This is a genomic window from Streptomyces sp. NPDC051822 (assembly GCF_044452745.1).
Classification (GTDB): domain Bacteria; phylum Actinomycetota; class Actinomycetes; order Streptomycetales; family Streptomycetaceae; genus Streptomyces.
This window is the reverse complement of sequence record NZ_JBITBZ010000003.1, coordinates 749,827-774,340: the sequence shown is the minus strand read 5'-3', so window position 1 is coordinate 774,340 and position 24,514 is coordinate 749,827. Positions and strand designations below refer to the sequence as shown.

At 73.3% G+C, this 24,514-nt stretch carries 26 protein-coding genes and 1 pseudogene; 10 read left to right on the top strand and 17 right to left on the bottom strand.

The window, feature by feature from the left end; all coding sequences use genetic code 11:
- Positions 1 to 106: 106 nt before the first annotated feature.
- Positions 107 to 592, bottom strand: a complete 486-nt coding sequence (locus ACIA8N_RS13990) for a hypothetical protein (RefSeq protein ID WP_365780999.1) — start codon at positions 590 to 592, stop codon at positions 107 to 109.
- 427 nt (positions 593 to 1,019) lie between these two features.
- Between ACIA8N_RS13990 and ACIA8N_RS13985 the strand changes: the two genes are divergently transcribed.
- Complete coding sequence (locus ACIA8N_RS13985) at positions 1,020 to 1,682, top strand: class F sortase (RefSeq protein WP_365781000.1); 663 nt, start codon at positions 1,020 to 1,022, stop codon at positions 1,680 to 1,682.
- Between the two features lie 55 nt (positions 1,683 to 1,737).
- Here ACIA8N_RS13985 and ACIA8N_RS13980 read toward each other — a convergent pair whose 3' ends face one another.
- The 3 genes from ACIA8N_RS13980 to ACIA8N_RS13970 form a co-directional block, all read right to left on the bottom strand.
- Positions 1,738 to 3,039 (bottom strand): lipase, encoded by a 1,302-nt coding sequence (locus ACIA8N_RS13980; RefSeq protein WP_365781001.1) that lies wholly within the window; start codon positions 3,037 to 3,039, stop codon positions 1,738 to 1,740.
- Between the two features lie 129 nt (positions 3,040 to 3,168).
- A complete protein-coding gene (locus ACIA8N_RS13975) occupies positions 3,169 to 4,056 on the bottom strand; it encodes a polysaccharide deacetylase family protein (protein ID WP_365781002.1) in 888 nt (295 codons plus the stop codon).
- A 91-nt stretch (positions 4,057 to 4,147) separates the two neighbouring features.
- A complete protein-coding gene (locus ACIA8N_RS13970; protein WP_365781003.1) occupies positions 4,148 to 5,359 on the bottom strand; it encodes a CapA family protein in 1,212 nt (403 codons plus the stop codon).
- Positions 5,360 to 5,631: 272 nt separating this feature from the next.
- Between ACIA8N_RS13970 and ACIA8N_RS13965 the strand changes: the two genes are divergently transcribed.
- From ACIA8N_RS13965 to ACIA8N_RS13955, 3 genes are all read left to right on the top strand, one after another.
- Entirely contained in the window at positions 5,632 to 6,189 is a 558-nt protein-coding gene (locus ACIA8N_RS13965) for a sigma-70 family RNA polymerase sigma factor (protein WP_030552586.1), read from the top strand.
- A 4-nt stretch (positions 6,190 to 6,193) separates the two neighbouring features.
- Positions 6,194 to 6,616 carry a PaaI family thioesterase gene (locus ACIA8N_RS13960; RefSeq protein ID WP_359205404.1) on the top strand — a complete coding sequence of 141 codons (423 nt, stop codon included), beginning with the start codon at positions 6,194 to 6,196 and terminating at the stop codon, positions 6,614 to 6,616.
- 224 nt (positions 6,617 to 6,840) lie between these two features.
- Positions 6,841 to 7,344: a hypothetical protein gene (locus ACIA8N_RS13955; RefSeq protein ID WP_365781004.1), complete on the top strand. Its 504-nt coding sequence runs from the start codon at positions 6,841 to 6,843 to the stop codon at positions 7,342 to 7,344.
- A 48-nt stretch (positions 7,345 to 7,392) separates the two neighbouring features.
- On the opposite strand, the gene ACIA8N_RS13950 is transcribed toward ACIA8N_RS13955, so the two are convergent.
- From ACIA8N_RS13950 to ACIA8N_RS13920, 7 genes are all read right to left on the bottom strand, one after another.
- The gene (locus tag ACIA8N_RS13950; protein WP_365781005.1) at positions 7,393 to 8,601 is read right to left on the bottom strand and encodes a histidine kinase; all 1,209 of its coding nucleotides are present in this window, start codon (positions 8,599 to 8,601) and stop codon (positions 7,393 to 7,395) included.
- A 66-nt stretch (positions 8,602 to 8,667) separates the two neighbouring features.
- The gene (locus ACIA8N_RS13945; protein ID WP_365781006.1) at positions 8,668 to 10,419 is read right to left on the bottom strand and encodes a cation acetate symporter; all 1,752 of its coding nucleotides are present in this window, start codon (positions 10,417 to 10,419) and stop codon (positions 8,668 to 8,670) included.
- Positions 10,420 to 10,456: 37 nt separating this feature from the next.
- The gene (locus ACIA8N_RS13940) at positions 10,457 to 10,843 is read right to left on the bottom strand and encodes a hypothetical protein (protein ID WP_365781007.1); all 387 of its coding nucleotides are present in this window, start codon (positions 10,841 to 10,843) and stop codon (positions 10,457 to 10,459) included.
- A gap of 53 nt (positions 10,844 to 10,896) precedes the next feature.
- A complete protein-coding gene (locus tag ACIA8N_RS13935; protein WP_365781008.1) occupies positions 10,897 to 11,655 on the bottom strand; it encodes a LytTR family DNA-binding domain-containing protein in 759 nt (252 codons plus the stop codon).
- A gap of 67 nt (positions 11,656 to 11,722) precedes the next feature.
- Complete coding sequence (locus ACIA8N_RS13930; protein WP_365781009.1) at positions 11,723 to 12,595, bottom strand: DNA-formamidopyrimidine glycosylase family protein; 873 nt, start codon at positions 12,593 to 12,595, stop codon at positions 11,723 to 11,725.
- A gap of 329 nt (positions 12,596 to 12,924) precedes the next feature.
- The gene (locus ACIA8N_RS13925; RefSeq protein WP_365781010.1) at positions 12,925 to 14,190 is read right to left on the bottom strand and encodes an MFS transporter; all 1,266 of its coding nucleotides are present in this window, start codon (positions 14,188 to 14,190) and stop codon (positions 12,925 to 12,927) included.
- Entirely contained in the window at positions 14,187 to 15,581 is a 1,395-nt protein-coding gene (locus tag ACIA8N_RS13920) for an NAD(P)-binding domain-containing protein (RefSeq protein WP_365781011.1), read from the bottom strand. Before ACIA8N_RS13920 ends, ACIA8N_RS13925 begins: the two co-directional genes overlap by 4 nt.
- A 203-nt stretch (positions 15,582 to 15,784) precedes the next feature.
- Between ACIA8N_RS13920 and ACIA8N_RS13915 the strand changes: the two genes are divergently transcribed.
- Entirely contained in the window at positions 15,785 to 16,147 is a 363-nt protein-coding gene (locus tag ACIA8N_RS13915; RefSeq protein WP_365781012.1) for a metalloregulator ArsR/SmtB family transcription factor, read from the top strand.
- 31 nt (positions 16,148 to 16,178) lie between these two features.
- Here the strand turns inward: ACIA8N_RS13915 and ACIA8N_RS13910 are convergent.
- The 3 genes and pseudogenes from ACIA8N_RS13910 to ACIA8N_RS13900 form a co-directional block, all read right to left on the bottom strand.
- Positions 16,179 to 16,601: pseudogene (locus tag ACIA8N_RS13910) on the bottom strand (pyridine nucleotide-disulfide oxidoreductase); the annotation flags it as partial.
- Positions 16,602 to 16,615: 14 nt separating this feature from the next.
- Complete coding sequence (locus tag ACIA8N_RS13905; protein ID WP_365781013.1) at positions 16,616 to 17,386, bottom strand: MIP/aquaporin family protein; 771 nt, start codon at positions 17,384 to 17,386, stop codon at positions 16,616 to 16,618.
- A 34-nt stretch (positions 17,387 to 17,420) separates the two neighbouring features.
- Entirely contained in the window at positions 17,421 to 17,729 is a 309-nt protein-coding gene (locus ACIA8N_RS13900; RefSeq protein WP_365781014.1) for a metalloregulator ArsR/SmtB family transcription factor, read from the bottom strand.
- 86 nt (positions 17,730 to 17,815) lie between these two features.
- On the opposite strand from ACIA8N_RS13900, the gene ACIA8N_RS13895 reads away from it, so the two are divergent.
- Together ACIA8N_RS13895 and ACIA8N_RS13890 are read left to right on the top strand one after the other, a co-directional pair.
- Positions 17,816 to 18,232: an arsenate reductase ArsC gene (locus ACIA8N_RS13895; RefSeq protein ID WP_365781015.1), complete on the top strand. Its 417-nt coding sequence runs from the start codon at positions 17,816 to 17,818 to the stop codon at positions 18,230 to 18,232.
- Complete coding sequence (locus ACIA8N_RS13890) at positions 18,229 to 18,375, top strand: hypothetical protein (protein ID WP_365781016.1); 147 nt, start codon at positions 18,229 to 18,231, stop codon at positions 18,373 to 18,375. The genes ACIA8N_RS13895 and ACIA8N_RS13890 overlap by 4 nt, the downstream gene beginning before the upstream one ends.
- Here ACIA8N_RS13890 and ACIA8N_RS13885 read toward each other — a convergent pair.
- Positions 18,341 to 19,240 carry an NAD(P)-binding domain-containing protein gene (locus tag ACIA8N_RS13885; protein ID WP_365781017.1) on the bottom strand — a complete coding sequence of 300 codons (900 nt, stop codon included), beginning with the start codon at positions 19,238 to 19,240 and terminating at the stop codon, positions 18,341 to 18,343. The genes ACIA8N_RS13890 and ACIA8N_RS13885 overlap by 35 nt on opposite strands.
- Before the next feature lie 180 nt (positions 19,241 to 19,420).
- On the opposite strand from ACIA8N_RS13885, the gene ACIA8N_RS13880 reads away from it, so the two are divergent.
- Complete coding sequence (locus ACIA8N_RS13880; RefSeq protein WP_399416334.1) at positions 19,421 to 19,750, top strand: winged helix-turn-helix transcriptional regulator; 330 nt, start codon at positions 19,421 to 19,423, stop codon at positions 19,748 to 19,750.
- A 124-nt stretch (positions 19,751 to 19,874) separates the two neighbouring features.
- Here the strand turns inward: ACIA8N_RS13880 and ACIA8N_RS13875 are convergent, their stop codons facing one another.
- Both ACIA8N_RS13875 and ACIA8N_RS13870 read right to left on the bottom strand, forming a co-directional pair.
- Positions 19,875 to 21,494 carry a cation acetate symporter gene (locus ACIA8N_RS13875; protein ID WP_365781019.1) on the bottom strand — a complete coding sequence of 540 codons (1,620 nt, stop codon included), beginning with the start codon at positions 21,492 to 21,494 and terminating at the stop codon, positions 19,875 to 19,877.
- Positions 21,491 to 21,958, bottom strand: a complete 468-nt coding sequence (locus ACIA8N_RS13870; RefSeq protein WP_365781020.1) for a DUF485 domain-containing protein — start codon at positions 21,956 to 21,958, stop codon at positions 21,491 to 21,493. The genes ACIA8N_RS13875 and ACIA8N_RS13870 overlap by 4 nt, the downstream gene beginning before the upstream one ends.
- A gap of 478 nt (positions 21,959 to 22,436) precedes the next feature.
- Here ACIA8N_RS13870 and ACIA8N_RS13865 point away from each other — a divergent pair, with 478 nt between their 5' ends.
- Together ACIA8N_RS13865 and ACIA8N_RS13860 are read left to right on the top strand one after the other, a co-directional pair.
- Positions 22,437 to 23,108: a response regulator transcription factor gene (locus ACIA8N_RS13865; RefSeq protein ID WP_365781021.1), complete on the top strand. Its 672-nt coding sequence runs from the start codon at positions 22,437 to 22,439 to the stop codon at positions 23,106 to 23,108.
- On the top strand, positions 23,105 to 24,481 hold the full coding sequence (locus ACIA8N_RS13860; protein WP_365781023.1) for a HAMP domain-containing sensor histidine kinase: 1,377 nt from the start codon (positions 23,105 to 23,107) through the stop codon (positions 24,479 to 24,481). The genes ACIA8N_RS13865 and ACIA8N_RS13860 overlap by 4 nt, the downstream gene beginning before the upstream one ends.
- Positions 24,482 to 24,514 lie beyond the last annotated feature (33 nt).

The window sequence follows — 24,514 nt, the reverse complement described above, 5'->3', positions numbered from 1 at the left end:
CCGGAGCGGTGCCGGGCGTCCGCCGCGGGACGCCCGTCGCCCCCGGGTCCCGGACGGGGACTCGGGGGCGGCGGGCACAGCGGGCCGGACCGGGAGGTTCGACCGGTCAGACCCCCGCGCCGGTCATACGGCGACGGCGGGCGATGAAGAGTCCGCCGCCGAGCGCTGCCGCGGCGACCAGGCTGCCGCCGACGGCCATCTCGGTGGAGCTGGGCGCCAGGGAACCGCCGATGCCACCCTGGGCGCCGCGGCCCGCGAGGACGCGGAACGGGTGCGTGACGACCCTGGTGCTGTCGCTGCACTTGACCGCGAGGTTGTAGCTGCCGGGGGTGGCGTTGTTGTGGACACGGGCGATGGCGCTGGAGAGCCCGTTGGAGTTGACCGACAGATTGGTCGTCGGGAAGGCGTTGGACGTGACGGTGCCACCGTGACCGCAACCCTTGGCGGTGATCGTGATGGTCGACCCCGCGTGAACGTCGAAGGGGTTGACCTGGACATTGCTCGGCCCGTTCGTGGCGACGGCGAGGGGGGCCGCGAGCCCGACCGCAGCGATTGCGGTGGCGGTCACCGCCAGAGTGCGTGCAGCACGCATGGTTGAACCTCCAGTGGAAGACGCCCCAAAGCGGTGCTCCGGGAGTTTCGACGAGTACGCCTTCCATGACGAACCATCACAAGTCGGGGCGAGCTCTGCATTTCGGCACTGGTCCACCCCGGTGAGGCGACACGCCCGGGATGGAGCCGCCTGAGGGTGGAGAACCGCAGGTCAGCGCCGATCAGGCCGCTTATCTGACGAGTACTCGGATGGGTCAGCCCCGGGTCACCCGCATGTCGCCACCGCGCGGTCGGTCCGTGGCCGGTCCGTGGCCGCTCGGTGGTCGTTTCGTCGCCGCTCGGGCCGCGTGCGCCCCACGCCGGTGCCCGGCACCCGTCCGGAGGGGGTCCCCACCCGTTCGCACCGCTCGGGGCGACGGTCCGGCCGGCCGCCCTTACCGTTCTGACGACGCCACGAAGGGAGAACCATGCCCCCGAAGGACTTCCGCGTCTTCGAACGCAGGAGACGCCAACCCTGGGGCGTCCTGGCCCTCGCCATGCTGTCCGGGATCGCGATGATGCGCAACGGAGTGGACGTCTCGCTCGGGCCCCCACAGCCCGCCGCGGCGGCCCGGCCGGTGGCGCGCCCCGTCACCCCGCCGCCGCCCGGGGCGAGCGAGGGTGTCCAACCGCTGGCCTTCGCCCCGGCCTCGCGGATCAGGATCCCGGCGATCCGGGTGGCGGCCCCGATCATGGACGTGGGCCTGGACGCCGACGGCTGGGTCGCGGCGCCCCCGCCGCAGGACGCCAACCTGGCCGGCTGGTACCAGAACGGCATCTCCCCGGGCCAGCGCGGCACCGCGGTGGTCGTCGGCCACGTCGACAACGGACAGGGGCCCGCGGTCTTCTACGGCCTCGGCTCGCTGGAGAAGGGCCAGCACGTCGAGGTCGAGCGGTACGACGGCCGGATCGCGGTCTTCGAGATCTACGGGGTCGAGGTGTACTCGAAGGACAACTTCCCCGGCGTGCAGGTCTACGCCGACACCGGTGAGCCCGAACTGCGCGTCATCACCTGCGGCGGCGGCTACACGCGCGCGCGTGGCTACGACGGGAACGTCGTCGTCTACGCCCGGATGGTCGGCTCCCGCTAGAAGCGTGTCCTTGGGCTCCGGGCCACGGGCCTGAGCCCGGGGACAGGCGTTCCCGTCATCGACCGCGCAGCTCGCCGAACCAGCGCACGATCGACGACGTGGCGGCCACGTTGGATCCCAGGTGACGGGATCCGTAGTGGTCGACGGCGCCCAGATCGACGACCGGGGCGTCCACGCCGTTCCTGAGGAGGGCCGTCCGGCAGTGTTCGGTGTTCTCGGTGACGGCCTGCTCGTCCCCGGTCGCCATGTAGAGCCGTACCGGGGCACGGGGTGCCCAGTCGGTGCACACGGCGTCGGTCACGCGCAGCGCCTCCGCCAGCGGCCCCGCCGGTCGCGCGAGCAACTCGCGGCCGTGCTCGGTCAGCAGCTCGTCCAGAGCGCCCGGGGTGCCCCGCATCAGCTGTTCCCCCGTGTGGGCGCCGTCGAAGAGCGCCTCGACGGTGCTGTCGTAGGGGGCCCTGAAGACCTCGCCGGGACTGTCGTAGAGGTGGTGGAGCCGGTTGAACGCGACCAGGGTGTACGCCGCGTACAGCACGCTGGACTTGGGCTCCAGCCTGCCCGCGAGCAGCGCGGGCAGCTCCGCCCCGCCGAAGTCGTACGCGCCGCTGACCGGTGCCAGCGCGCCCAGCCTGAACCAGCGGTCCTCGCCCGCCTCCAGGGCCCGGCCGAGCCCCAGCGCCGCCGAGGCGCCCTGCGAGAAGCCGGTCACCATGACCTCGCGCTCCAGTACGTGTCCGGTGCGGGGCGCGAAGGCGCGGGCCGCCCTCAGCATGTCCAGGGAGGCGGTGGTCTCGGAGGGGACGTCCATCCAGGGGTGGAGCCCGGGTCCCGTGCCCATCCCCAGGTAGTCGGGCGCGACCCCCGCCGCACCGGCCGCCGTGTGCGCGATCACCGGCGCGGAGACGAACGCGACGCGCCGCATGGAAGGGGAGTCGTTCTTGTGGCTGCCGGTTCCGTGTGCGAACGAGACCGCTCGGAGCCGTCGTTCGCCGTCGATCGGCAGCGTGAGCAGCCCACTCGCCGTGGTGGGCCGTCCGTGCGCGTCGACGGTCCGGTAGACGAGCCGGTAGGCGACCACGCCGTACCGGACGGTGTCGTCCTCGAAGCCGGCCGCGCCCAGTTCGGTGGCCACGGCCCGCGGGGTCGCGAGGGTGTACAGCTTCTCGGCGGAGACCAGGGCGCCCCGGGCGCGCTCCTCGTACCGCGTCTGGGCAGGGGCCGCGGGCGTGGTGGTGGCGACGGCGACGGCAGGTGCGCTCAGCAGCAGGCCGCAGCAGACGGCCACCACCCGAGTCGCCCGGCGACGGCCGCCGTTCCGGGTCGCGCCGCGTGACGAAGGTGAGGTGGAGATGGCCACGATGTCCCCCAAGGTGTGGGCCGGTGAATGCCTCTTCAGCCTCACGCGTCGCGGAGTTCGACGCACGGGTGCAGGCCCCCCGGATCCTCCTGGTGCCCGCACCCGTTCAGGTTCGTCGTGACCGGTCGGTCAGCGCCGGGGCACGGTGATGTGGTAGCCGGCGTCGAGGAGTTCGGGCAGGTAGCGGCGGAGCGCGGCCACGCTCTGGGTCCGGTCGCCGCCCGCGTCGTGGGAGAGGACGATCGCGCCGGGGGCTGCGCCGTCGAGGACGCGGCGGACGATGGTGCCGGTGCCGGGTTCCTTCCAGTCCAGGGTGTCGACGGTCCAGGCGAGCGGTTCCATGCCGAGTTCGGCGCCGATCTCGAAGGAGTGCCGGTTCCAGGCCCCGTAGGGGGCGCGGTACCAGAGCGGGGCGTCGCCCAGGGTCCGTTCGACGACCTCGCTCGTGGAGCCGAGCTCGTCGCGGATGCGGGAGGGCCGCAGCTTGGGGATCAGGGGGTGGGACCAGGAGTGGTTGCCGATGACATGGCCGTCCGCGGCCATCTCCCGCAGCAGGTCCTGGTTCTCGACGGCCATCTCGCCGCAGACGAAGAACATCGCGCGGCAGTCGTACCGGCGCAGGGTCCGGAGGATGCCGGGGGTGTAGCGGGGGTCGGGGCCGTCGTCGAAGGACAGCACCATGGAGCTGCCGACCCCGGACATGCTGAGGAAGGGCCGTTGCCGCACCGGCGGCACCGCTCGCCGGACCGCGGGGGGCGCGTACGCGGTCATCGGCTGGAGCCGGTACGCGCTGGGGCGCAGCCGGGCGGCCTGGGCCTGGGGGCCGGCGGCCGGGCCCGCTGCCGCGCCTGCGCGTCCCGGGTGGCCTCCGGGGGTGGGCCGGGGCGCGGCGCCGTTGCTCCGTCCGGGTGTGGCGAGCCGGTCCGCCGCGAGGACTCCGACGGTGGCGGTGGCTCCGAGGGCGGCGGCGAGCCGCAGCACCGCCCGCCGCCCGCTGGTCATCTGATCCTTTTTCATGACCAATGGTTCGTACGGATGAGGGTCCGCGCGGCTCATCGACACCGGTCACCCGTCCGAAAGCACCCGATGAGCCGATCGCTCCGGAGGCCTACCCGCCCATCACCAGGCCGTCCTTGTCGGCGCCGCGGCTGAGCACGACCTGGCGGATCGTCTCGCGGATGCCGGGGTGGCGCGGGTCGCCGCCGTCGGCGGCGCCGAGGTTGACGACCCGGCCGCGCCCGGTGTCGAACCACTGGGGGACGAACTCGGCCCTCGCCACCTCCCAGCGTCCACCGGGGCTCTTCGGCGGGGCGAAGGTGAAGCGGCCGATGCTGCCCTGGTTGCCCCGGGGGTCGAAGGCACCCTGGTGGTTGATCATGTCCCCGGCGATCTGGTCGCCCATCCCGTAGACGATCCAGGTGCCGTTGACCTTCTCGTAGGCCTGCGGTACATGGGCGTGGGTGCCGATGATCAGGTCGATGTCGGGGCGGCCGCCGGACTGCGACGCGGTGAGGGAGCGGCCGAGGGAGAGCTGTCGCTCGTCGGGCTCGGTCTGCCACTCGGTGCCCCAGTGGACGCTGACCACGACGACGTCGGCGCCGGCCGCGCGGGCGGCGCGGGCGTCGGCGATCACCTTGCGCTCGTCGAGCAGCTGGACCGCCCAGGGCTGCCCCTCGGGCAGCGGGTGTCCGTTGGTGTCGTACGTGTAGGCGAGCTGCGCCACGGTCGCGCCGCCGGCCCTGAGCAGCGTGGGCTTCGCCGCCTCCGCCTCGGTACGGGCCGATCCGGCGTGCCGGACGCCGGCCCGGTCGAGGGCGTCGAGGGTACGTCCGAGGCCCGCCGCGCCGTCGTCGAGGGTGTGGTTGGAGGCGGTGGAGCAGGAGTCGTATCCGGTGGCCTTGAGCGCGGCGGCGACCTCGGGCGGCGACTTGAAGGCGGGGTATCCGGTGTAGGGGCCGCCGTCCTTCCCGTACACGGTCTCCATGTGGCAGATGGCCAGGTCGGCCTGGGACACGACGGACTTCGCCCCGGAGAGCATGGGGGCGAAGTCGTAGCCGTCGCCGCCCGCGTCCGCGGCCGCCCGGCGGATGATCGAGTCGTGCGGGAGGACGTCCCCGGAGGCCACCAGGGTGAATCCGGCGGGCGCCGAGGCCCCGCCGGGCGCGGCGGACGGGGCAGCGGGCCGGGCGTTGCCCGGCGGGCTCGCCGTGGCCTCCGGGGTGGGGGAGCCTCCGGCCGGGCCGCCGCCTTCGGCGCAACCGGTGGCCGCCGCGAGCAGGACGGCGGCCAGTGCCATCGCAGGTCTGGTGCGTGAGGTCATGTAACGGCGCTCCACCCTATTCGTCTGATGAACATGTGTTCTGACGAATTGATCTCGCGGGAAAGCCGCAGTCAAGGGTCAAGGCCGCATCGGCGCATCAACCCCGCTGAAACGGACGCACCACCTCCGGTCGGTCGCCGTCCGACCGTTCGCCGTACCATTCGCCGCTCGGTCCGACCGTTCGTCGCACGCCGATGTCCGTTCCCTGTCTCTTGCCGTCCGGATGCGCTCGTATACGGGCCGGACGACGAGCCGCGGGAGAGGCGGGAAGCATGACGACGGCGACCACCGACGAACGGACCCTCGAGCAGCTGCAGCGGGACCACGGACCCGCCCTGCTCTCCTTCCTGCTCGGGCTCACCCACGGGGACCGCCAGCGGGCCGAGGACCTCGCCCAGGAGACCCTGGTACGGGCCTGGTTCCACCCCGAGGCCTTCGACGGCCCCTACGAGTCGATGCGGCCCTGGCTCTTCACCGTGGCCCGCCGCCTCGCCATCGACGCCTGGCGCTCACGTCTCGCCCGCCCCGCCGAGATCGGGGACGGCGTCCTCGAGGTGACCCCCGACCCCGCCGACGCCACCGCCTCGGCCGAGGCCGCCCTCGACGTACGGGCGGCCGTCCGCGAACTCAGCCCCGAGCACCGCGCGGTCCTCGTCCGGCTCTACTTCCACGGCCTCACCGTCAACGAGGCCGCCGTCGAACTCGGCATCCCCGCCGGCACCGTCAAGTCCCGCTCGCACTACGCGCTGCGGCAGCTCGGCCGGTCCCTTCCGGGCTACCGGCCGCGCCGCGGGCCCGTTGCCCGGGTGCGCGCCGGGGCCCCACAATGACGCCGTGACGCTGACACTCTCCGCCGCCGAAAAGGTCCTCGCCGACAACTTCGCCCCCTGGGTGCTCGATCTGGGACTCACCGTCGAATCCGTGGCCTCCGCCGACGGCCACGAGGCCGTGCTCCGGCTGCCGTGGTCGGACCGGCTCGCCCGGGAGGGTGGCGGCCTCTCCGGTCAGGCCCTGATGGCCGCCGCAGACACGGCGACGGTGATCGCGGTCGCCGCCGCCCGCGGCGGCTTCGTGCCGATGACCACCGTCCAGCAGTCCATCAGCTTCCAGCGGGCGGTCGTCGGCTCGGACGTCCTGGTGCGGGCCCGGCTCACCAAGGCGGGGAAGCGGATGGCCTTCGCCGACATCACCATGACGGCGGAGGGCACACAGGAGACCGCCGCCCACGCGACCGCGGTGTACGCGCTCCTCGGCTGAGGCCGGGACCGATACCCGCCCGCGCCCCTGCCCGCGACGCCCCTCCCGCCCCGTACGCCTCCCGTGGCACCAGGAATCCCACCGGCACCGATCCGGCCGGAAAACGTATCCGAAACCACACGGGTGAGTTGAGCAAAGCGGGTCCCGCGGACGCCCTTCGCGGAGGAAGCTCTCCCCGGGTCCCCCATGTCCGGGTCCCCGATCTCCGGGAGAAGGTGGGAGCGTTGCTGCCCGAGAGCACGAACGGCACCGGCGGCACGAGCGGTGGCGGCCTCGCCGTCCCGATGGCCTGGCTGTGCGCCGAGTACCTGGCCGACGAGGTGCTGCGGGCCGCCGCGCTCGTGGCGCCCGGCTCACTGGAGTACCGGGCGGGCCGCCAGGCCCTCGCCCTCACCGTCCACCTCTCGGAGGAGCCGGCGGGCCAGGCGGGCGGAGGGGCCGCCTGGCGGATCGACGAGTGGCTGCGGCACACGGCGTACGACCGGCCCTGGCCCCCCTGGGTCGAGGAGCGGCTCGCCGCACGGCGGGAGGCCGGCGGTGACGGCCCCGACCAGACGCTCGCGGAGACCGCGTGGCGCCACCTCAGGGACACCTGGGTGCGCGCGGCCGACCTCGACGACAGGAGCGCCGACGAGGCCGGGTCCCCGGTCGACGAGGACGAGCAGATCTGGCTGCCCGCCTGGAAGCTGGGCCTGCCGCTGGCGCACCTGTCGCTGCACCTGCGCTGACCGCGGCGGCGGGCCGCCGAGTACCGGGACGGCCGGGGGCTCAGGCCGTCACGGTGCCGAACGGTGCACGCCGGGACGGTACTTGGGGATGCGGACCGTCACCTTCATCCCGGCGCCGACACCCGTCTCGATGACGAGGCCGTACTCCGTCCCGTACACCTGCCGCAGCCGCTCGTCCACGTTCGACAGGCCGATGCCGGAGCCGGCCGGGTGCTCGCCGCGCAGGACCGCGCGCAGCAGCTCGGGATCCATGCCGATGCCGTCGTCCTCGACGGTCACCACGGCCTCCGCGCCCGCGTCACGGGCCGCGATGGTGACCCGGCAGCCCCGCTCGCGGTCCTCCAGTCCGTGCTTCACGGCGTTCTCCACCAGGGGCTGCAGGCAGAGGAAGGGCAGCGTGACCGGCAGCACCTCGGGGGCGATCTGCAGCGTCACCTTCAGCCGGTCGCCGAAGCGCGCCCCGGCCAGGGCCAGGTACTGCTCGATGGAACGCAGTTCGTCGGCCAGCTGGGCGAACTCGCCGTGCCTGCGGAACGAGTAGCGGGTGAAGTCGGCGAACTCCAGGAGGAGTTCCCTGGCCTGCTCCGGGTCGGTACGGACGAACGAGGCGATGGCCGCGAGGGAGTTGAAGATGAAGTGCGGGGAGATCTGGGCCCGCAGCGCCCGGATCTCGGCCTCCACGATCCGGGTCCGCGAGCGGTCCAGCTCGGCCAGCTCCAGCTGGACCGAGGCCCAGCGGGCCACCTCCGTCGCGGCCCGCACCAGGACGGCCGACTCCCGCGAGCCGTAGGCGACGAGCGCTCCCAGCACCCCGTCCTCCCCGGTGAGCGGGGCGATCACCGCCCAGCGCAGCGGGCAGGCCGGGTCGGCGCATCCGGTGTGCGCGGACCGGCTGCGGCCGGTCTCCAGGGTCTCGGAGACCTGCTCCGGCACGTGGGCGCGGTGGTGTTCCTCGCCCGGCCCGTCCCAGGCGAGGACCGCGCCCCGGTCCGTGAGGCAGAGCGCCTCCGTGCCGAGCAGCGAACGGAGGGTGCCGGCCGCCCTGCGGGCCGTCTCCTCGGTGAGCCCGGCGCGCAGCGGCGGCGCCGCGAGCGAGGCGGTGTGCAGGGTGTGGAAGGTGGCCCGCTCGACGGGCGTACCGAGATCGGGATCGGCGGCCGGGCCAACGCGCCGGCCGGCGAGCCGCCCCAGGACGAAGCCCGCGGTGAGCAGCACGGCCCCCGCGGCGGCCGCGGCGGCGAGGGCGATGCCGCTCATCGGCGCGTCTCGGGAGTACGCGTCTCGGGAGTACGCGTCTCGGGTGTCATCGGCGTACCTCCGGGTTCATCGGCGTACCTCCGGGGCCGGGACGGTGCGGGTGGTGTGCCGGGGCCGGCTGATCTCCTCCGGGAGGTGGAGGCGTGCGAGCAGCGCCGGAGTACCGGGCGGGACCCGGCCGGGCGTGGCGAGCGAGACGAGGACCATGCTGAGGAAGCCGAGCGGGACCGACCAGACGGCCGGCCACGCCATCAGGGTGTGCGGCCAGCCCTCGGGGGCGAGTCCCGCCCGGGTCGCCATCACGGCCGCCAGGGCGGAACCGCCGCCGAGCAGCAGCCCGGCCATGGCACCGGGCGGAGTGAGCCGCCGCCACCAGATGCCGAGGACGAGCAGCGGACAGAAGGAGGAGGCGGAGACGGCGAAGGCGAGGCCGACGGCGTCGGCGACCGGCACCTTGGAGGCGACCACCCCGACGGCCAGCGGGACCGCGGTGGCGAGCAGGGTCGCGAGGCGGAAGTGCCGTACGCCCCGGGAGGGCAGCACGTCCTGGGTGAGGACCCCGGCGACGGACATGGTCAGCCCGGATGCGGTGGAGAGGAAGGCGGCGAAGGCGCCGCCCGCGAGGAGCGCCCCGAGGAGATCGCCCGGCAGCCCGCCGAGGATCCGGTCGGGCAGGACGAGCACGGCGGCGTCGGCGGAGCCGGTGAGGGCGAGCTCGGGGGCGTAGATCCGCCCGAGGGCGCCGTACAGGGGCGGCAGCAGGTAGAAGGCGCCGACGAGTCCGAGGACGACGAGGGTGGTGCGGCGGGCGGCGCGGCCGTGCGGGCTGGTGTAGAAGCGGACGGCGACGTGCGGCAGGCCCATGGTGCCGAGGAAGGTCGCGAGGATCAGCCCGTACGTGGCGTACAGCTGGTGGCCGTCGCGTCCGCCGGCCAGTGGCTGGGACCAGCCGAGGGGGTCGGTGCCGCTGGCGACCCGCTCCGGCAGCGGCGCTCCGGGCGGGAAGGCGAGCGTGGTGCCGCCGAGGACGTGGTGGGTGCCCGCGGCGAGGGTCACCGTCCGCCGCTCGTACGGGACGGAGTCGACGCTGCCGGTGACGGTCAGGGTGAGCGGGGCGTCGAGGCCGATCCGTACCGTGTCGGCGACCGTGACGACGGTGTGACCGCGCAGGACGGCGGGGGCGTCGAAGCGGGCCCTGGGGGCCCCGTCGCCGTACCAGGCCGCGAGCAGGAAGAGGACGGGGACGAGCAGCGCGGTGAGTTTCAGCCAGTACTGGAAGGCCTGCACGAAGGTGATGCTGCGCATCCCTCCGGCGGCGACGGTCCCGGTGACGACGAGGGCGACGAGCAGTCCGCCGACCCAGTCGGGGGCTCCGGTGAGGATCTCCAGGGTGAGTCCCGCGCCCTGGAGCTGCGGCAGCAGGTAGAGCCAGCCGATGCCGACGACGAAGAGGCTGGCGAGACGGCGGGCCTGCGGGGATTCGAGGCGCGCCTCGGCGAAGTCGGAGAGGGTGTACGCCCCGGAGCGGCGCAGCGGTGCGGCGACCAGGACGAGCAGGACGAGGTAGCCGGCGGTGTAGCCGACCGGGTACCAGAGCATGGCGGGGCCCTGGACGAGGACGAGCCCCGCGATGCCGAGGAAGGAGGCGGCGGAGAGGTACTCGCCGCTGATGGCGGCGGCGTTGAGGCCTGGCCGGACGGTGCGGGAGGCGACGTAGAAGTCGGAGGTGGTACGGGAGATCCGCAGCCCGAGGGCGCCGATGAGGACGGTGGCGAGGACGACGGCGGCGACGGCCACGACGGCGTAGGTCTGGTTCACGCGGGCCGGTTCACCGTTCTCGCCCTTGTCACCGTTGTCACCGTTCGACGAGGCCGGTGAAGTCGCGCTCGTTGCGTTCGGCGCGGCGCACGTACCAGTGGGCGATGCCCCAGACGACGGGGTACACCCCGACGCCGAGGGCGATCCAGACGAACGCCTCGGGCGCGGGCAGCGCGAGCAGCAGCGGCAGCGAGCCGACGAGCAGGGCGAGGGCCCCGAGCGCGGTGAGGGCGGCGCGCAGCTGGCTGCGCATCAGGGAGCGGACGTAGGTGTGGCCGAGGGTGGTCTGCTCGTCGATCTCGGAACGGGCCGGCGGATGGACGGGCCGCCGCCGGGCGGGGCCCGGCACGGCGCCCGCGCCGTGGGCGGAGGCGTACGTGACGGTCTCACGGCGGGGTCTGCGCTGGGGGTGGTGCTCTGACATCGCGTGGAGTCTACGCAGCACCTCCGGACGGCGGAAGACGCGGGCGCCAGGGCTCAGCCGCCGGCGCGCCTCATCAGCAGGTCCCGCAGGTGGCGGGCGTGCCGGCGGCTGACCGCGAGGTCGGTGGCGCCGACCCGTACGGAGGTGGCGCCGCCGTCGAGCCGGAGCTCGTCGATGCGGGCGAGGGCGACGAGGTGACTGCGGTGGATGCGGACGAAGCCGCGGGCCGCCCACCGCTCCTCGAGGGTGGAGAGCGGGATGCGGACGAGGTGGCTGCCGTGGTCGGTGTGGAGGCGGGCGTAGTCGCCGTGGGCCTCCACGTACGCGATGTCGTCGACGGAGACGAAACGGGTGACCCCGCCCAGCTCCACGGGGACCTGCTCGGCGGCGGCGGGCGCGGCCGGGACGGGGGCGGCGGTGGCGTGCACCAGGTCGTGGACCCGCCGGACGGCCTCGGCGAGCCGCTCGCGGCGGACCGGCTTGAGGACGTAGTCGACGGCCTTCAGGTCGAAGGCCTGGAGCGCGAAGCCCTCGTGCGCGGTGACGAAGACGACGAGCGGCGGCCGGGCGAAGCCGGCGAGCAGCCGGGCGACGTCGAGTCCGGTGAGGCCGGGCATGTGGATGTCGAGGAAGACGACGTCGACGGCCTCGTCGGCGTCGGGTCCCGCCTCCAGGGCGCGCCCGATCCTGCGCAGGGCGGCGGTTGCGTCGCCCGCTCCCTCGGCGCTCCTGACGCGGGGGTCGGCGCGCAGCAGGTAGAGCAGTTCCCCGAGGGCGGGTGCCTCGTCGTCGACGGCCAGTACGCGCAGCATGCGGCGGAGTGTAACCGGCGGGCCTGGGGCGGCCGGAGGTGCGCGCGTGCCCTCATGAGGCCGCGGGCTACTTGAGGAGCTTCGACAGACGGCGGTCGGCGAGCGGCTTGCCGCCGGTCTGGCAGGTGGGGCAGTACTGGAGGGACGAGTCGCTGAAGGAGACCTCGCGGATGGTGTCGCCGCACACAGGGCACGCCTCGCCCGTGCGGCCGTGGACGCGCAGGCCGCTCTTCTTCTCGGCCTTGAGCCTGCCGGCGGCGAGGCCGTGGGAGCGTTCGACGGCCTCGTGGAGGGTGGTCCGCATCGCCGTGTAGAGGGCGGCCGTCTCCTCGGGGGTGAGGTTCTGGACGGGTTTGAAGGGCGACATCCTGGCGGCGTGCAGGATCTCGTCGCTGTAGGCGTTGCCGATCCCGGCGATGAGGCTCTGGTCGCGCAGGGCGCCCTTGATCTGCCGCCGCTCGCCGGCGAGCAGTGCGGCGAACTCGTCCGGGCCGAAGTCCTCGGCGAGCGGGTCGGGGCCGAGCCGTGCGACGCCCGGCACCTCCTGGGGGTCGTGGACGAGGTGGACGGCGAGGCGCTTGGTCGTGCCGGCCTCGGTGAGGTCGAAGCCGTCGCCGCCGGTGAGCGCGGTCCGCAGGGCCAGCGGGCCCTTGCCGGGCCTGGGCGGACCGGAGGGCAGCGGGTCCTGCCAGCGGAGCCAGCCCGCGCGGGCCAGGTGGAACAGGAGGTGGAGTTCGCCTGCGGGGCCGGTGGCGGTCAGGTCGAGGAACTTCCCGTGCCGTCCGACCGCGGTGACCGTGGCGCCCTCGACGGCGCTCAGGGGCGGGTCGTACGTCTTGAGGACGCTGATCGCGACGGGCAGCACACGGGCGATCTCCTTGCCCACCAGGTGCGTGTCCAGGAACGCGCGGAGCGCTTCCACCTCGGGGAGTTCGGGCATGATCCCAGCCTGCCGCAACGGTCGGGGAGCCGCGCGCCGGACACCCCGGAGTACCGGTGAGGGGTCGGCGCCGCTCTCCCCCGGCGTCGTCGAGTCGGCCGTCCCGGCCGAGCGGGAGGAATCGCGAGCCGACGGAGGCGACGACGAGCCGAGAGAGGACGCCGAACGGTCCGGTGTACCGGACGAGAAGGCGAACGGAGCGAATGAACCGACACCGGGTCGGCTTGAGGGGGGCGTGGCCGATGTTCATCAGGGCGAGCCGCCAGGCGGCGTCACCCCCCTCGGGGTCCAGTTCGGGCTTGCGCTGAGCCCGGACGGTGTCGACGACCTCACGCATCACCTGCACGTCCGCCTCGGTGAGGTCGCCCGGGCGTTCGGCCCCTGGGAGGGCGGGTTCCGAGGGCTGTGACAGCCGCGATCGCGGACAGCGCGGAGAGCAGTGCGAAGAGGGCGGGGTAGCCGCCGAGCGGCCCGGCGAGCATCGCGCCGGCGAAGGGGGCGAGAGCGGCGGCGACGTGGCCCGGTGCGCCGAGCAGCCCGGAGAGCCTGCCGTAGTGGGCACTCCCCCAGCGGTCCGTGACGGCGGTGGCCTGGAGGAGCGTGAGGTTGCCCCGGACCACCCCTGCGAGCACGGACACCGCGATGAGCAGCGCGTACGGGCCGGCCACCGTCGCGAGGGCGGCGGTGGTGAGTCCTCCGAGTCCGATCAGCGCGGTGGTGCGGGCGGTGACGCCGAGGCGGCGGGCGAGGGTCGCGTAGAGGGTGCGGCCGAGGGTCTGTCCCACGCCGCCGAGGCCGAGGGCCCATGCGGCCTGGGCGGTGGTGTAGCCCCGGTCCAGGAAGAGGGGGACGAGGCCGATGACGACGGCGTACATCGCGAACGCGGACAGGGTGAACGTGGCGGCCAGCATCCAGAACGCGCGGCTGCGCACCACTCCCCCGCTGCCGCGGGTGGCGTGCGCGGGGCTCTCGGGCGCCGGTGGCCAGGGTGCTTTCAGGGCGAGGGCGTGGGCCGGGACGGTCAGAACCGCGAGGATGCCGGCGAGCACCGCGTAGGTGGCGCGCCAGGACATGTGGTCGGCGAGGACCGCGGTCAGGGGTGCGAAGACGGTGGAGGCGAGTCCGCCGGCGAGGGTGACGATCGTCAGCGCGCGCACGTGGTCCGGGGCCCACCAGCGGGTGAGCGCGGCGAAGGCGGGCTGGTAGAAGGTGGTGGCCATCGCCGTTCCGGCGAGGAGCCATCCGGCGAGGAAGACGGCCGGGTCGGGGGCCGCGGCCACGATCAGCAGGCTCAGGACGCCGAGGAGGGAGCCGACCGTCATGACGACCCGCGGCCCGCGGCGGTCCAGTACCCGGCCGACGGGGATTCCGGCGAGGCCGGAGACGACAAGGGCGGCGGAGAAGGCCGCGGTGGTCGAGCCCGCGCTCCAGCCGGCGTCCGCGGTGATGGCCGGGTTGAGGACGGGAAAGGCGTAGTAGACGATGCCCCAGCTCGTGATCTGGGTGACGCACAGCGCGGGCAGGACGGCGCGGGGCCGCGACCGGTCCCCTGTTCCGGTCGCGGCCCCGTCCGCCGGGGTGCTGCGGACGGTCACGCGCCGCAGGAGGGAGACGCGGTGGTCGTACCGAGCTGGATGAGGGCAGGGGCGGGGGCGCAGCAGCCGCCGTCGGTCTGCGTCCCGTCGGTCTGACCCTGGGCGGTCTGCGACTGGTCGAAGAGGCCGGCGCCGCCACAGACGCCCGTCTCCGGGAGGACGAGCTCGACCCGCTCGGCGGACGCGCGGTCTCCGGCGACGGCGGCGACGACGGACCGGACCTGCTCGTAGCCGGTGAGGGCGAGGAAGGTCGGGGCGCGGCCGTAGGACTTCATGCCGACGAGGTAGAGGCCCTGCTCAGGGTGCGAGAGCTCGTTGACGCCGTGCGGGTAGACCGTTCCGCAGGAGTGCTGGTTCGGGTCGATGAGCGGGGCCAGCTCGACGGGGGCCTGGAGGCGCTCGTCGAGGCCGAGGCGGAGCTCGTCGAGGAAGGAAAGGTCGGGGCGGAAGCCGGTCAGGACGATGACCTCGTCGACCGGGTCGAGCCGGCGGCCGTCCTCGCCGGCCAGCACGAGCCGTTCGCCGTCGGGCTCGATCGACTCCGTACGGAAGCCGGTGACGGCGTCGGCGTGTCCCTGGTCGACCGCGGCCTTCGCGGCGAGGCCGAGCGCACCCCTGGCGGGGAGCTGGTCGGCGGTGCCGCCGCCGAAGGTGGACCCGGAGATGCCGCGCCGCAGGATCCAGGTGGCGTGCGTGCCGGCGCCGTCCGCGGACGTCGCGAGGTCGGCGAGGGAGGCGAGCGCGGTGAAGGCGGAGGCGCCGGATCCGATGACGGCGGTGCGCTTCCCGGCGTAACGGAGGCGCACGGCGGGGTCCTTCAGGTCCGGGACGCGGTAGGAGATCCGTGCGGCCGCCGCCTTCTCGCCGAGCGCGGGCAGTCCGTCGCCGCCGGCCGGGCTCGGGACGGCCCAGGTGCCGGAGGCGTCGATGACGGCGCGGGCGGTGATCCGCTCCTCGCGGCCGTCGGCGTACTCGACGTGGACGGTGAAGGGCTGGGCCTCGCGGTCGGCGTCGACGATCCGGTCACGGCCCGCCCGTGAGACGCCGGTGACCCGGGCGCCGAGACGGACGCTGTCGCCGAGGACGTCGGCGAGCGGCTGGAGGTAGCGCTCCGCCCAGTCGCCGCCCGTGGGGTAGGTGCCAGCGTCCGGCTTCACCCAGCCGGTGGGGGCGAGCAGCTTCTCGGCCACCGGGTCGGTGACCTCGCCCCAGGTGGAGAAGAGCCGCACGTGCGACCACTCGCGCACCGCCGCGCCCGCCCTGGCGCCCGCCTCCAGGACCAGCGGATCCAGGCCCCGGTCGACGAGGTGCGCGGCGGCGGCCAGTCCTGCGGGGCCGGACCCGATGACGACGACGGGCAGCCGGTCGGCGGGTGTGGTGGCGGCGTTCATGACGGATCCCCTTGTATTTCGACGTCTGTCGATCTCTGAGGCCCTCAGCATGGCACCTGTATCGACGAGCGTCAACATAGACATTCATCGAACCCAAGGGCGGCCGAAGGGGCAGAGAGGGGCCGAAAAGAGACGGAGGGGCGGAGAGAGGAGAGACCGAAGGCGCCCTGGGCCCCTGGTTCGACGTGTGTCAACATAGACGTATGTCGAATGCGAAGGCGCTCCCCCTCCTCGAACCCGCCGCCGAACCCTGCTGCCCGCCGCTGAACGAGCGCCCGCTGACCGCCGACGAGGCCGAACGGACCGCCCTCATGTTCAAGGCCCTCGGCGATCCCGTGCGCCTGCGGCTCTTCTCCGCCGTCGCCTCCCACGAGGGCGGCGAGGCGTGCGTCTGCGACATCTCCGACGTCGGCGTCTCCCAGCCCACCGTCTCCCACCACCTGAAGAAGCTGAAGGAAGCCGGCCTGCTCTCCTCCGAGCGACGCGGCACCTGGGTCTACTACCGCGTGGAACCCGCCGTCCTCGCCGCCATGGGACAGCTGCTCACCAAGGCCGCCATGGCGTGAGGACGCGAAGATCGCCCCCCCTCGACCGGTTCTAGCCGTGGAGGAGCCGGGCGATCTCCCGGGCGGCCTCGCGAGCGGGGCGGCCGACACCGATGAGGGTGGCGGAGGCGGGGCCCGTCCAGTCTCCGTAACCGAGCAGGTGGAGCCGGGGTTCGCCGACGGCTCGCGTGCCGGCCGCGGGGACGTGGCCGCGCGGGCCGCGCAGGCCGAGTGGCGCCAGATGCGAGAGGGCCGGCCGGAAGCCGGTGCACCAGACGATCGCGTCGGCGTCCGTGCGGTTGCCGTCGCCCCATTCCACGCCAGTCGCGGTGAGCCGGGCGAACATCGGCTGAGCCTTGAGCCGTCCCGCGTCCCGGGCTTCGCGCACGGGCGGCACGGCGACGATGTCGCCGAGGGACGCCACCCCGCCGCTGTCCGTACGACCCTCGTCGAGGGCGCGGCGGCGGGCGGTGGCGTGCACGACATGTGTCATTCGCCGGTCGCCCCGCCACGCATGAAGATGACCGCGACCAGCGCGAGACCCAGGGCCGCGCCGACGAGCTGCATGCCGACGAACGCCGGGACGGAGGCGGGGGCGATGCCGGCGAAGGTGTCGGTGAAGGCCCGGCCGATGGTCACGGCGGGGTTCGCGAAGGACGTGGACGACGTGAACCAGTAGGCCGCGCCGATGTACGAGGCGACCGCGACCGGCGCGAAACGCAGCCGGTCGGTGCGCGCGAGGCCGAAGATCAGCAGGATCAGGCCGGCGGTGGCCACGACCTCGCCGAGGAGCAGGTTCCCGGCCGAGCGGTCGCGCGTGGACCACTTCACCAGCGGCTCGCCGAACATCGCGTCCGCCAGTACCGCGCCCGCGACGGCGCCGACGACCTGCGACGGGACGTACACCGCGAGGTCGCGCCCGGTCACGCCTCCGCCGCCGCGGCGGGCGGTCCACCACTCGGCCAGGGTGACGGCCGGGTTGAAGTGGGCGCCCGAGACCGGGCCGAGGAGAGCGATGAGGACGCCGAGGCCGAAGACGGTGGCGGTGGAGTTGGCGAGGAGCTGCAGAGCGACGTCGTCGGTGAGCTGCGTGGCCTGGATGCCGGAGCCGACGACGATCGCCACGAGGGCGGCGGTGCCGACGAACTCGGCGGCGGCTCGTGCCACGAGCGGGGTACGGGGCGGGGTGGCGCCGGGGGCGGGCCGGGGCGACGGGTCGACGGCTATGGCGTCGCTCGCGGCGGGCTCGGTGGCGGTCACGGGCGGGATCTCCTCGGGCAGGCGGGGCGAGAGGCTACGGGCAGGCTCTCTTGGTGTCGGCGTTGGCGCGCGCGGCCTCGGCGAGGGCGGCGAACTGCCCGGCCAGGGCTTCGATGACGTCCGGCTTGAGCCGGTAGTACGTGAACCGACCGCAGGGCTCGGTGTCGACGACCCCGGCCTCGCGCAGCACTCTCAGGTGGTTGGAGAGGTTGGTCTGCCTGGCACCGGTCTCCTCCACGAGGTGGGTGGTGCAGAGCGTCTCGCGGGCGAGCAGGGTCACGATCTGGAGGCGCAGGGGGTCACCCAGAACCCGGATCAGATCAGTATCGACTGACGTCATCATGGACTGATACTGTCACATCACCCTGCGCTGATACCAGCCTGGGCTGACGTCTTCGACGCGCCGTCCCTGCCTCCGAGGAAGACCCGATGACTGCTCCGCTCGCCTCCGTGCTCTTCGTCTGCGTCCACAACGCCGGCCGCTCCCAGATGGCCGCCGGCTTCCTCGGCCACCTCGCGGGCGACCGGATCGAGGTCCGCTCCGCCGGATCCGTCCCGGGCGACCGGGTCAACCCGGCCGCCGTCGAGGCGATGAAGGAGGTCGGCGTCGACATCTCCGCCCAGAAGCCGAAGGTCCTCACGACCGAGGCCGTCCAGGCGTCCGACTACGTCATCACCATGGGCTGCGGCGACGCCTGCCCGGTCTTCCCCGGCAAGAAGTACCTCGACTGGGCCCTGGAGGACCCGGCAGGCCAGGGCGTCGAGGCCGTCCGCCCCATCCGCGACGAGATCAAGGGCCTCATCGAGGGCCTCATCGCCGAGATCGACGCGAAGCGGGAGGCGTGACCCCGCTGACCGCCTCGCCTGACGTCGCGGACTCGGACGCGGTCGTGGACTCGGACGCCGTCGCGGTCGTGGACTCGGACGCGGAGACCGACGCCCGCGACGTCCTCGTCACAGGCTCCGGCCCGGCCGTACCGGGTTCCTGAGCACCTCCGTCAGGGCGGAGATGCTCTGGTCCCCGTAGCCGGCCTCGACGGCCCGCCGCAACAAGTCGTGGAAGGGCTTGTGCCATTCCGTGTCGAGGTTCGCCTCCCTGCCGAGTTCCTCGTCATCCGCGGCTCCGGCCAGGAAGAGACCCACCGAGGACGCGGGCTCGCTGTAGTCGCCGCGGTCGATCTCGTCGGCGAACACCGGCAGCACCGAGTTGATCATCTCGAACCACTTGGTGCTGAACCGCACCATCGAGGCCACCTCGAGTCCACGCGCCTGCAACGCCGCCGCACCCTGGAAGAAGCCGACGAGCGCGGGCAGCAGGGTGCCACCCACCGCCATCTCGTACAGGGCGGCGAGATCGGGGTCGGCGCCGAGGTAGACGGTGTCACCGCCCAACACCTGTAGCGTCCCGCCGAATTCGTCGAAGACGGTCCGGTCCCCGCCGTAATACAGGAGGGTGTCCTCGGCTCCGACGGCGGACGGCACGTTCTTGATCGCGCCGCCGAGGTAACGCGCACCGTGCCCGAGCGCCCAGTCGGCCAGCCGACGGGCACCGGCCGGCGAACCGCTGTTCAGGCTCACGAGGGCCCGCCCCCTGAGCGCGGCAGTGGCCGGTTCCAGGGCCTCGACGGTGCTCTCGTACGTGGTCAGGCAGGCGATGACCAGCGGACTCGCCGTGACCGCCTCGTCCATCGTCCGCGCGTGGACGGCGCCCTTGGCCGCGAGCGGCACGGCCTTCGACGCTGTCCTGTTCCAGACGGTGGTCAGGTGGCCCGCGTCGACGAACGCCTCGACCAACGCGCTGCCCATCGAACCCAGCCCGACGACGGTCACGGGAGTGCGGTGGTGCCCGGTCATACGTGTGCTCCTGCCTGATGCCGATGCATCGGCTGCGCGAAAGAGATCCGACTGCCGTCACGCCAGGGCGGTTTGCCGCCTTCTCCGAACGACCTCCGATCCATGCTGCGGCCACACCGACACTTCTTCAAGTACCTACAATTCTGTCGGGTACCCACAGTTTTGTTAGGGGAAATGCCGGTGCGGAAGCGGAGTTACACCTGCGGCCTGGACGCTGCCATCGACGTCATGGGAGGCAAATGGAAGGGGCTGATCCTGTTCTGGCTCGGCGAGGGACCGCTGCGCTTCGGCGAGTTACGCCGCACGGTGGTCGGCATCAGTGAGCGGATGCTGATCCTGCATCTGCGGGAGCTGGAGGCCGACGGCCTGGTGCACCGCGAGGTCCATCACCAGGTGCCCCCGAAAGTGGAGTACTCGCTGACCGAGTTCGGGCACTCCCTCCTTACCGCTCTCACCCCGCTCGGCCAGTGGGGCGAGGAGAACAGGGAGCGCCTCGAAGCCCTGCCCTGAGCCAGGGGCCGCGAGGCCCGAGCCCCGAGCCCGCCGGCGCAGAGGCCCTGGGCACCTCGGGACAGCCGAACGGGCGCCCGGCCTGGAACGCCAGGCCGGGCGCCCGTTCTTCGGGGCATGGGCGTCAGGACGCGGAAGAGCTGCTCGCCGCGGGTGTGCCGGCCAGGATCGTCTCCTCCACCGCTTCGTACCGCGTGCGCTGGTCGGCCGGGTCGCGTCCGGAGAGCACCGTGCCGAGCCAGCCCGCGAGGAAGCCCAGCGGGGCCGAGAGGATGCCCGACGTGGTGAACGGGAACCAGTTGAAGTCCTGGTCCGGGAAGATCGCCTGGGGGGATCCGGACACCAGGTTGCTGCCGGTCATGAGGATGAGCGCGGAGGCGCTGCCCACGATGAGGGTGCAGAGGAGTCCCGTACGGGAGTAACGGCGCCAGAAGAGGCTGTAGATGAGGGCCGGTGAGACCGCGGACGCGCCGATGCAGAACGACAGGGTGAGCAGTGCCTGAAGGTTCAGATGCCGTGCACCGGCGGCGATCGCGATCGCCACGAGCCCGACGCCCGCCGCGGCGGTCCGGGCGACGGCCATCTCCACGGAGTCCTTGAGTCGCGCCTTGCGGCGCAGCCCGTGCGTGATCAGATCGTGCGCCAGGGTGTTGGCGCAGGCGAGGGTGATCCCGGCGATCGAGGCCAGCAGCGTGAGGAAGATGGCTGTCGCCACGGCCGTGAACAGCAGTGTCTCGACGGTCGTCTGGTCCGCGCCCATGACGGCCTGGCTGACCATGAGGAACGCCGTCTTGCCCTGCGGGTCGCCGGCGACGATCCCCTGGTGGCCGACGATCGCCGCCGCGCCGAAGCCGATGACGGCGATCAGCAGACAGGTCACGACGACGGTCGACACGGCCCAGGACATCGAGCGCCGCACGGCTGCCGCGCTGCGCGCGGTGAACATGCGCATGGTGATCTGCGGCAGCACCGCGGCGCCGAGCACGACTGTCAACTGGGTGCTGATCATGTCGAGTTCGTTGCCGCCGAACTGCAGACCGGAGGCGAGATAGGCGTCTCCCGCCCCGCTGCCGCGCTTGGCGGCGTCCAGCAGGGAGGGCAGGCTGAAGTCGAAGCGGTTGAGGATGAGCGCGGCGATCGCGAGGGACGCGCCGAGCAGGACGACGGTCTTGACGATCTGGATGAAGGCGGTGCCCTTCATGCCGCCGATCGCCGCGTACGCGATCATCAGCAGGCCCAGGAACACGATCGCGCCGGTCTTGAAGCCGTCGGCGTCGAAGCCGAGGACGACGGAGAGGAGGTCGCCGGCGCCCGCGAGCTGGAAGATCACCAGCGGCAGCAGCGCGGTCAGGGTGACCGCGGCCGTGGTGATCCGCACGGCGGGGCCGGGGAGACGCCGGGCGAAGACGTCGCCGATCGTGAACCGGCCGGCATTGCGCAGCGGTTCGGCGAGCAGGAACATCATCAGGACCAGCGAGAGCACGGTGCTCAGAGCGAGCGTGACGCCGTCGTAGCCGACGAGCGCGATGATGCCGATGGTGCCGAGCACGGTGCCGGCGGAGATGTAGTCGCCGGCGATCGCGAGGCCGCTCTGCACGGGCGAGAGCGAGCGGTAGCCGGTGTAGAACTCGCCCAGGTCGTCACGGTCGGGGCCGGTCATCACGCACAGCAGCAGCGTGACAGTGATGACCGCGATGAACGCCATCAGCGACATGGTCTGGGCCCCGGAGCTGAAGCTTGTCATGCGCGCGCACCTCCGGTGGGCCGCTGCCACGCGGGACGTCCGGAGCGGCTCTGGCGTTCTGGCCGGGGCGCGGCTGCCGCGGCCGCCTGCTCGGCGCGTTCGCGGATCGCCGCGGCGAGCGGGTCGACGCGTTTGCGTGCGATGCGCTCGTACAGCGCGATCGCGGCCAGCGCCACGGGCAGCTGGAGGAGCCCCAGGACCAGACCGGTGGTGAGACCACCGGTGATGGTGCCGGTCATCATCGAGGGGGCGTAGCCGGACAGGAGAAGGAAGACGACGAAGTAGCCGAGCGCGGTGAAGGTGGCGACGCGGCGGAGCCTGCGATAGGCCGATCCGAGCCGGCGCAGATCATCACGGTCGTCGGTGGCGGCGGGCGGTTGCGGCTGCGGGGACGCGCCCCAGGGCTGCTGCGCGGAGTCCCGGCCCTGCGGCGAGGAGTCCCACGCTCGCGGGGACGAGTCCAAGGCTGCCTGTGGATCGGTGTCCCAGGACGGCGATCCACCCTCCCAGGAATGCGACGCCGCCTCTTGGCGGTGCCGACCGGCATTCCGGTGCTGCGGTAGGGGCGGTGGGCCGGGGAAAGGCTGGTGATAAGACATCGATCTCGCTCCTTGCCGCCCCGGGGAACGGGCGGGTGGCGCTGGTGGTCCGCGTACGTTACTCATGGGTATAGCCCCTGCGTAAGGGGATTCCGACCGCTCGGTATGTCGGTTCGGTGACGATCCTGTGTGCGGCGGCGAAACCCGCGGTAACCCTCGTCGTGGATCTTTCCGCAGGTCACGGACGAGTCTCGGGCCGCCCGAGGGGCCAGGCAGGCCACTCGGCACGGACCAGTCCGGCGAATGCGCCGGGCGGGCCCGGGCACCTGCCCGGACTCCGCATCGCGGGCGTCTTCATCTGGTCTGCCCGGGGCTCCAGACGAAACGGCCTAGGGTGGGTGACGTGCGCGTACTGCTCGTCGAGGACGACGAAGACCTTCGGTTCGGGGTGGCCGCCGCTCTGCGGGCCGCCGGGCTCGCCGTCGACGAGGCCGCCGATCTGCCGCGGGCCGACGAGGCCCTGTTCGTCACCGCGTACGACTGCGCGGTCTTCGACCGGATGCTGCCCTCCGGCGACGCCGTCGCCTACGTCGACGGGTTCCGGCGGGGCGGCGGTACGGTGCCCGTGCTGTTCCTCACCGCGCGCGACACGGTCGCGGACCGGGTGGAGGGCTTCACCGGCGGCGGTGACGACTACCTCGTCAAGCCGTTCGCCGTGCCCGAACTGATCGCCCGGGTGCGCAGTCTGTGCCGCCGCTCCGCCGCCGTACGCCCTCCCGTCCACCACATCGGCGACCTGGACGTCGACACCGCCCGCCGGCACGTCCGCCGGGGCGGGGTCCTGCTCACGCTCACCACCAGGGAGTTCGCGGTCCTGGAAGTCCTCGCGGCCCGCGCCGACCAGGCCGTCACCCGCGCCGAACTGATCGAGAGCTGCTGGGACGAGATGGCCGAGCCGCAGTCCAACGTCCTGGAGGTGCTCGTCTCCCAGCTCCGCCGCAAGCTCGGGGACCCGCCGCTGATCCACACCGTGCGCGGGGTCGGCTACCGGCTCGCCCCCGACGACGAGCGGTGAGCCCGTCCCTCCTCCGCCGCTCGCCCGTGTCCCCGCTCACGCCGACGGCGCGGGTCCTGCGGCTGCGCCGGCGGATCAGCCTGCTGTTCGCGCTGACGAGCGCCGTGGGGCTCGTCGCGATGGCCGTCTTCGCCGTGCGCGGTGACAGCGCCCGCTGGCGGGAGCAGCTCGACCACTCGATGGACGCGGACACCAGCTGGGCCCTCGGCCTCCTGGAGACCGACGAGGACGGGCGGCTCGTCACGGACGTCCTGGCGGACACCGTGAACACCGGCTGCCCGCCGCTGACCGTCCTCCTGACGTCCCGCGCCGACCCTGGAGACGGCCATGCCGACGGCGGCCTGACCGTCCAGCACGCGCCCGCCGAACCGTGCGTCACCGTCGGCCCCGCCGTGATCCTGGAGGCCGGGCGCACCGTGGCCCGGGAGGGGGCGGCGCGCGGCTTCGACCGGCGCGCGACGGACGGCGCGCCGGTACGGGTGTTCGCGCTGCCCTTCTACCCGCCGGAGGCCACGGAGGACGAAGGGCCTCAGGGCGTCCTCGTCACCCTGGCCGACGCGACGGCCCAGCGGGACGACCACCAGCAGCTGGTGTGGGGCGTGTCGGGCGGCTGCGCCGTGCTCGTCCTGCTGTCGGCGGCCGTCGGTCACGTCCTGTCCGGGCGGGCGGTCCGGCCCGCGCTCGGCGCGCTGGGTCAGCAGGAGGCGTTCCTCGCGGACGCCGCCCACGACCTGCGGACTCCGGCCGCCTCGCTGCGGACGCTCGCGGAGACGGCGCTGCGCGGCGAGACGGACAGCACGGACGTGCACCGGCGCACGCTGCGCCTCGCGGAGGGCATGGGCCGCCTCGTCGACGGGCTCCTCACCCGGGCCCGGCTCATGTCCGGTACGGCCACGGTGGCCCGTCAGCCGCTGCGCCTCGACCAGGTGGTGGAGGCGGTCGTCGAGGAGGCGACCGAGACCGCCGCGGAGGGGCATCGGGCAGGTCATCGGGTCCGGGTGGAGTCCGAGGAGTCGGTCGTGGTCGCCGATCCGGATCTGGTACGCCGGGCCGTCGGCAACCTCCTGGGCAACGCCCTCGCGCACGGCCACGCGCCGGGGGTCCCGGCGGACGTACGCGTCACGGTGTCCCGGTCCGGCACGCTGACGGTCGAGGACGCGGGTCCCGGCCTGCCTCCGGAGGTCGCGGGCGCCCTGTTCGAGCGGTTCCGCAGCGGGTCGGGGTCCACCGGTCTCGGCCTGTCCATCGCCTCCTGGGTCGCCCACGCCCACGGCGGCACGCTCACGGCGGACCGTTCGGAGCTCGGCGGGGCCAGGTTCGTCCTGCGGCTGCCGACCGGGGACGCGAGGGGGCGCGGACCGGACGGCGGCTAAGGGTCAACGGCCGACGGCCGGAGGTGGCTTTCA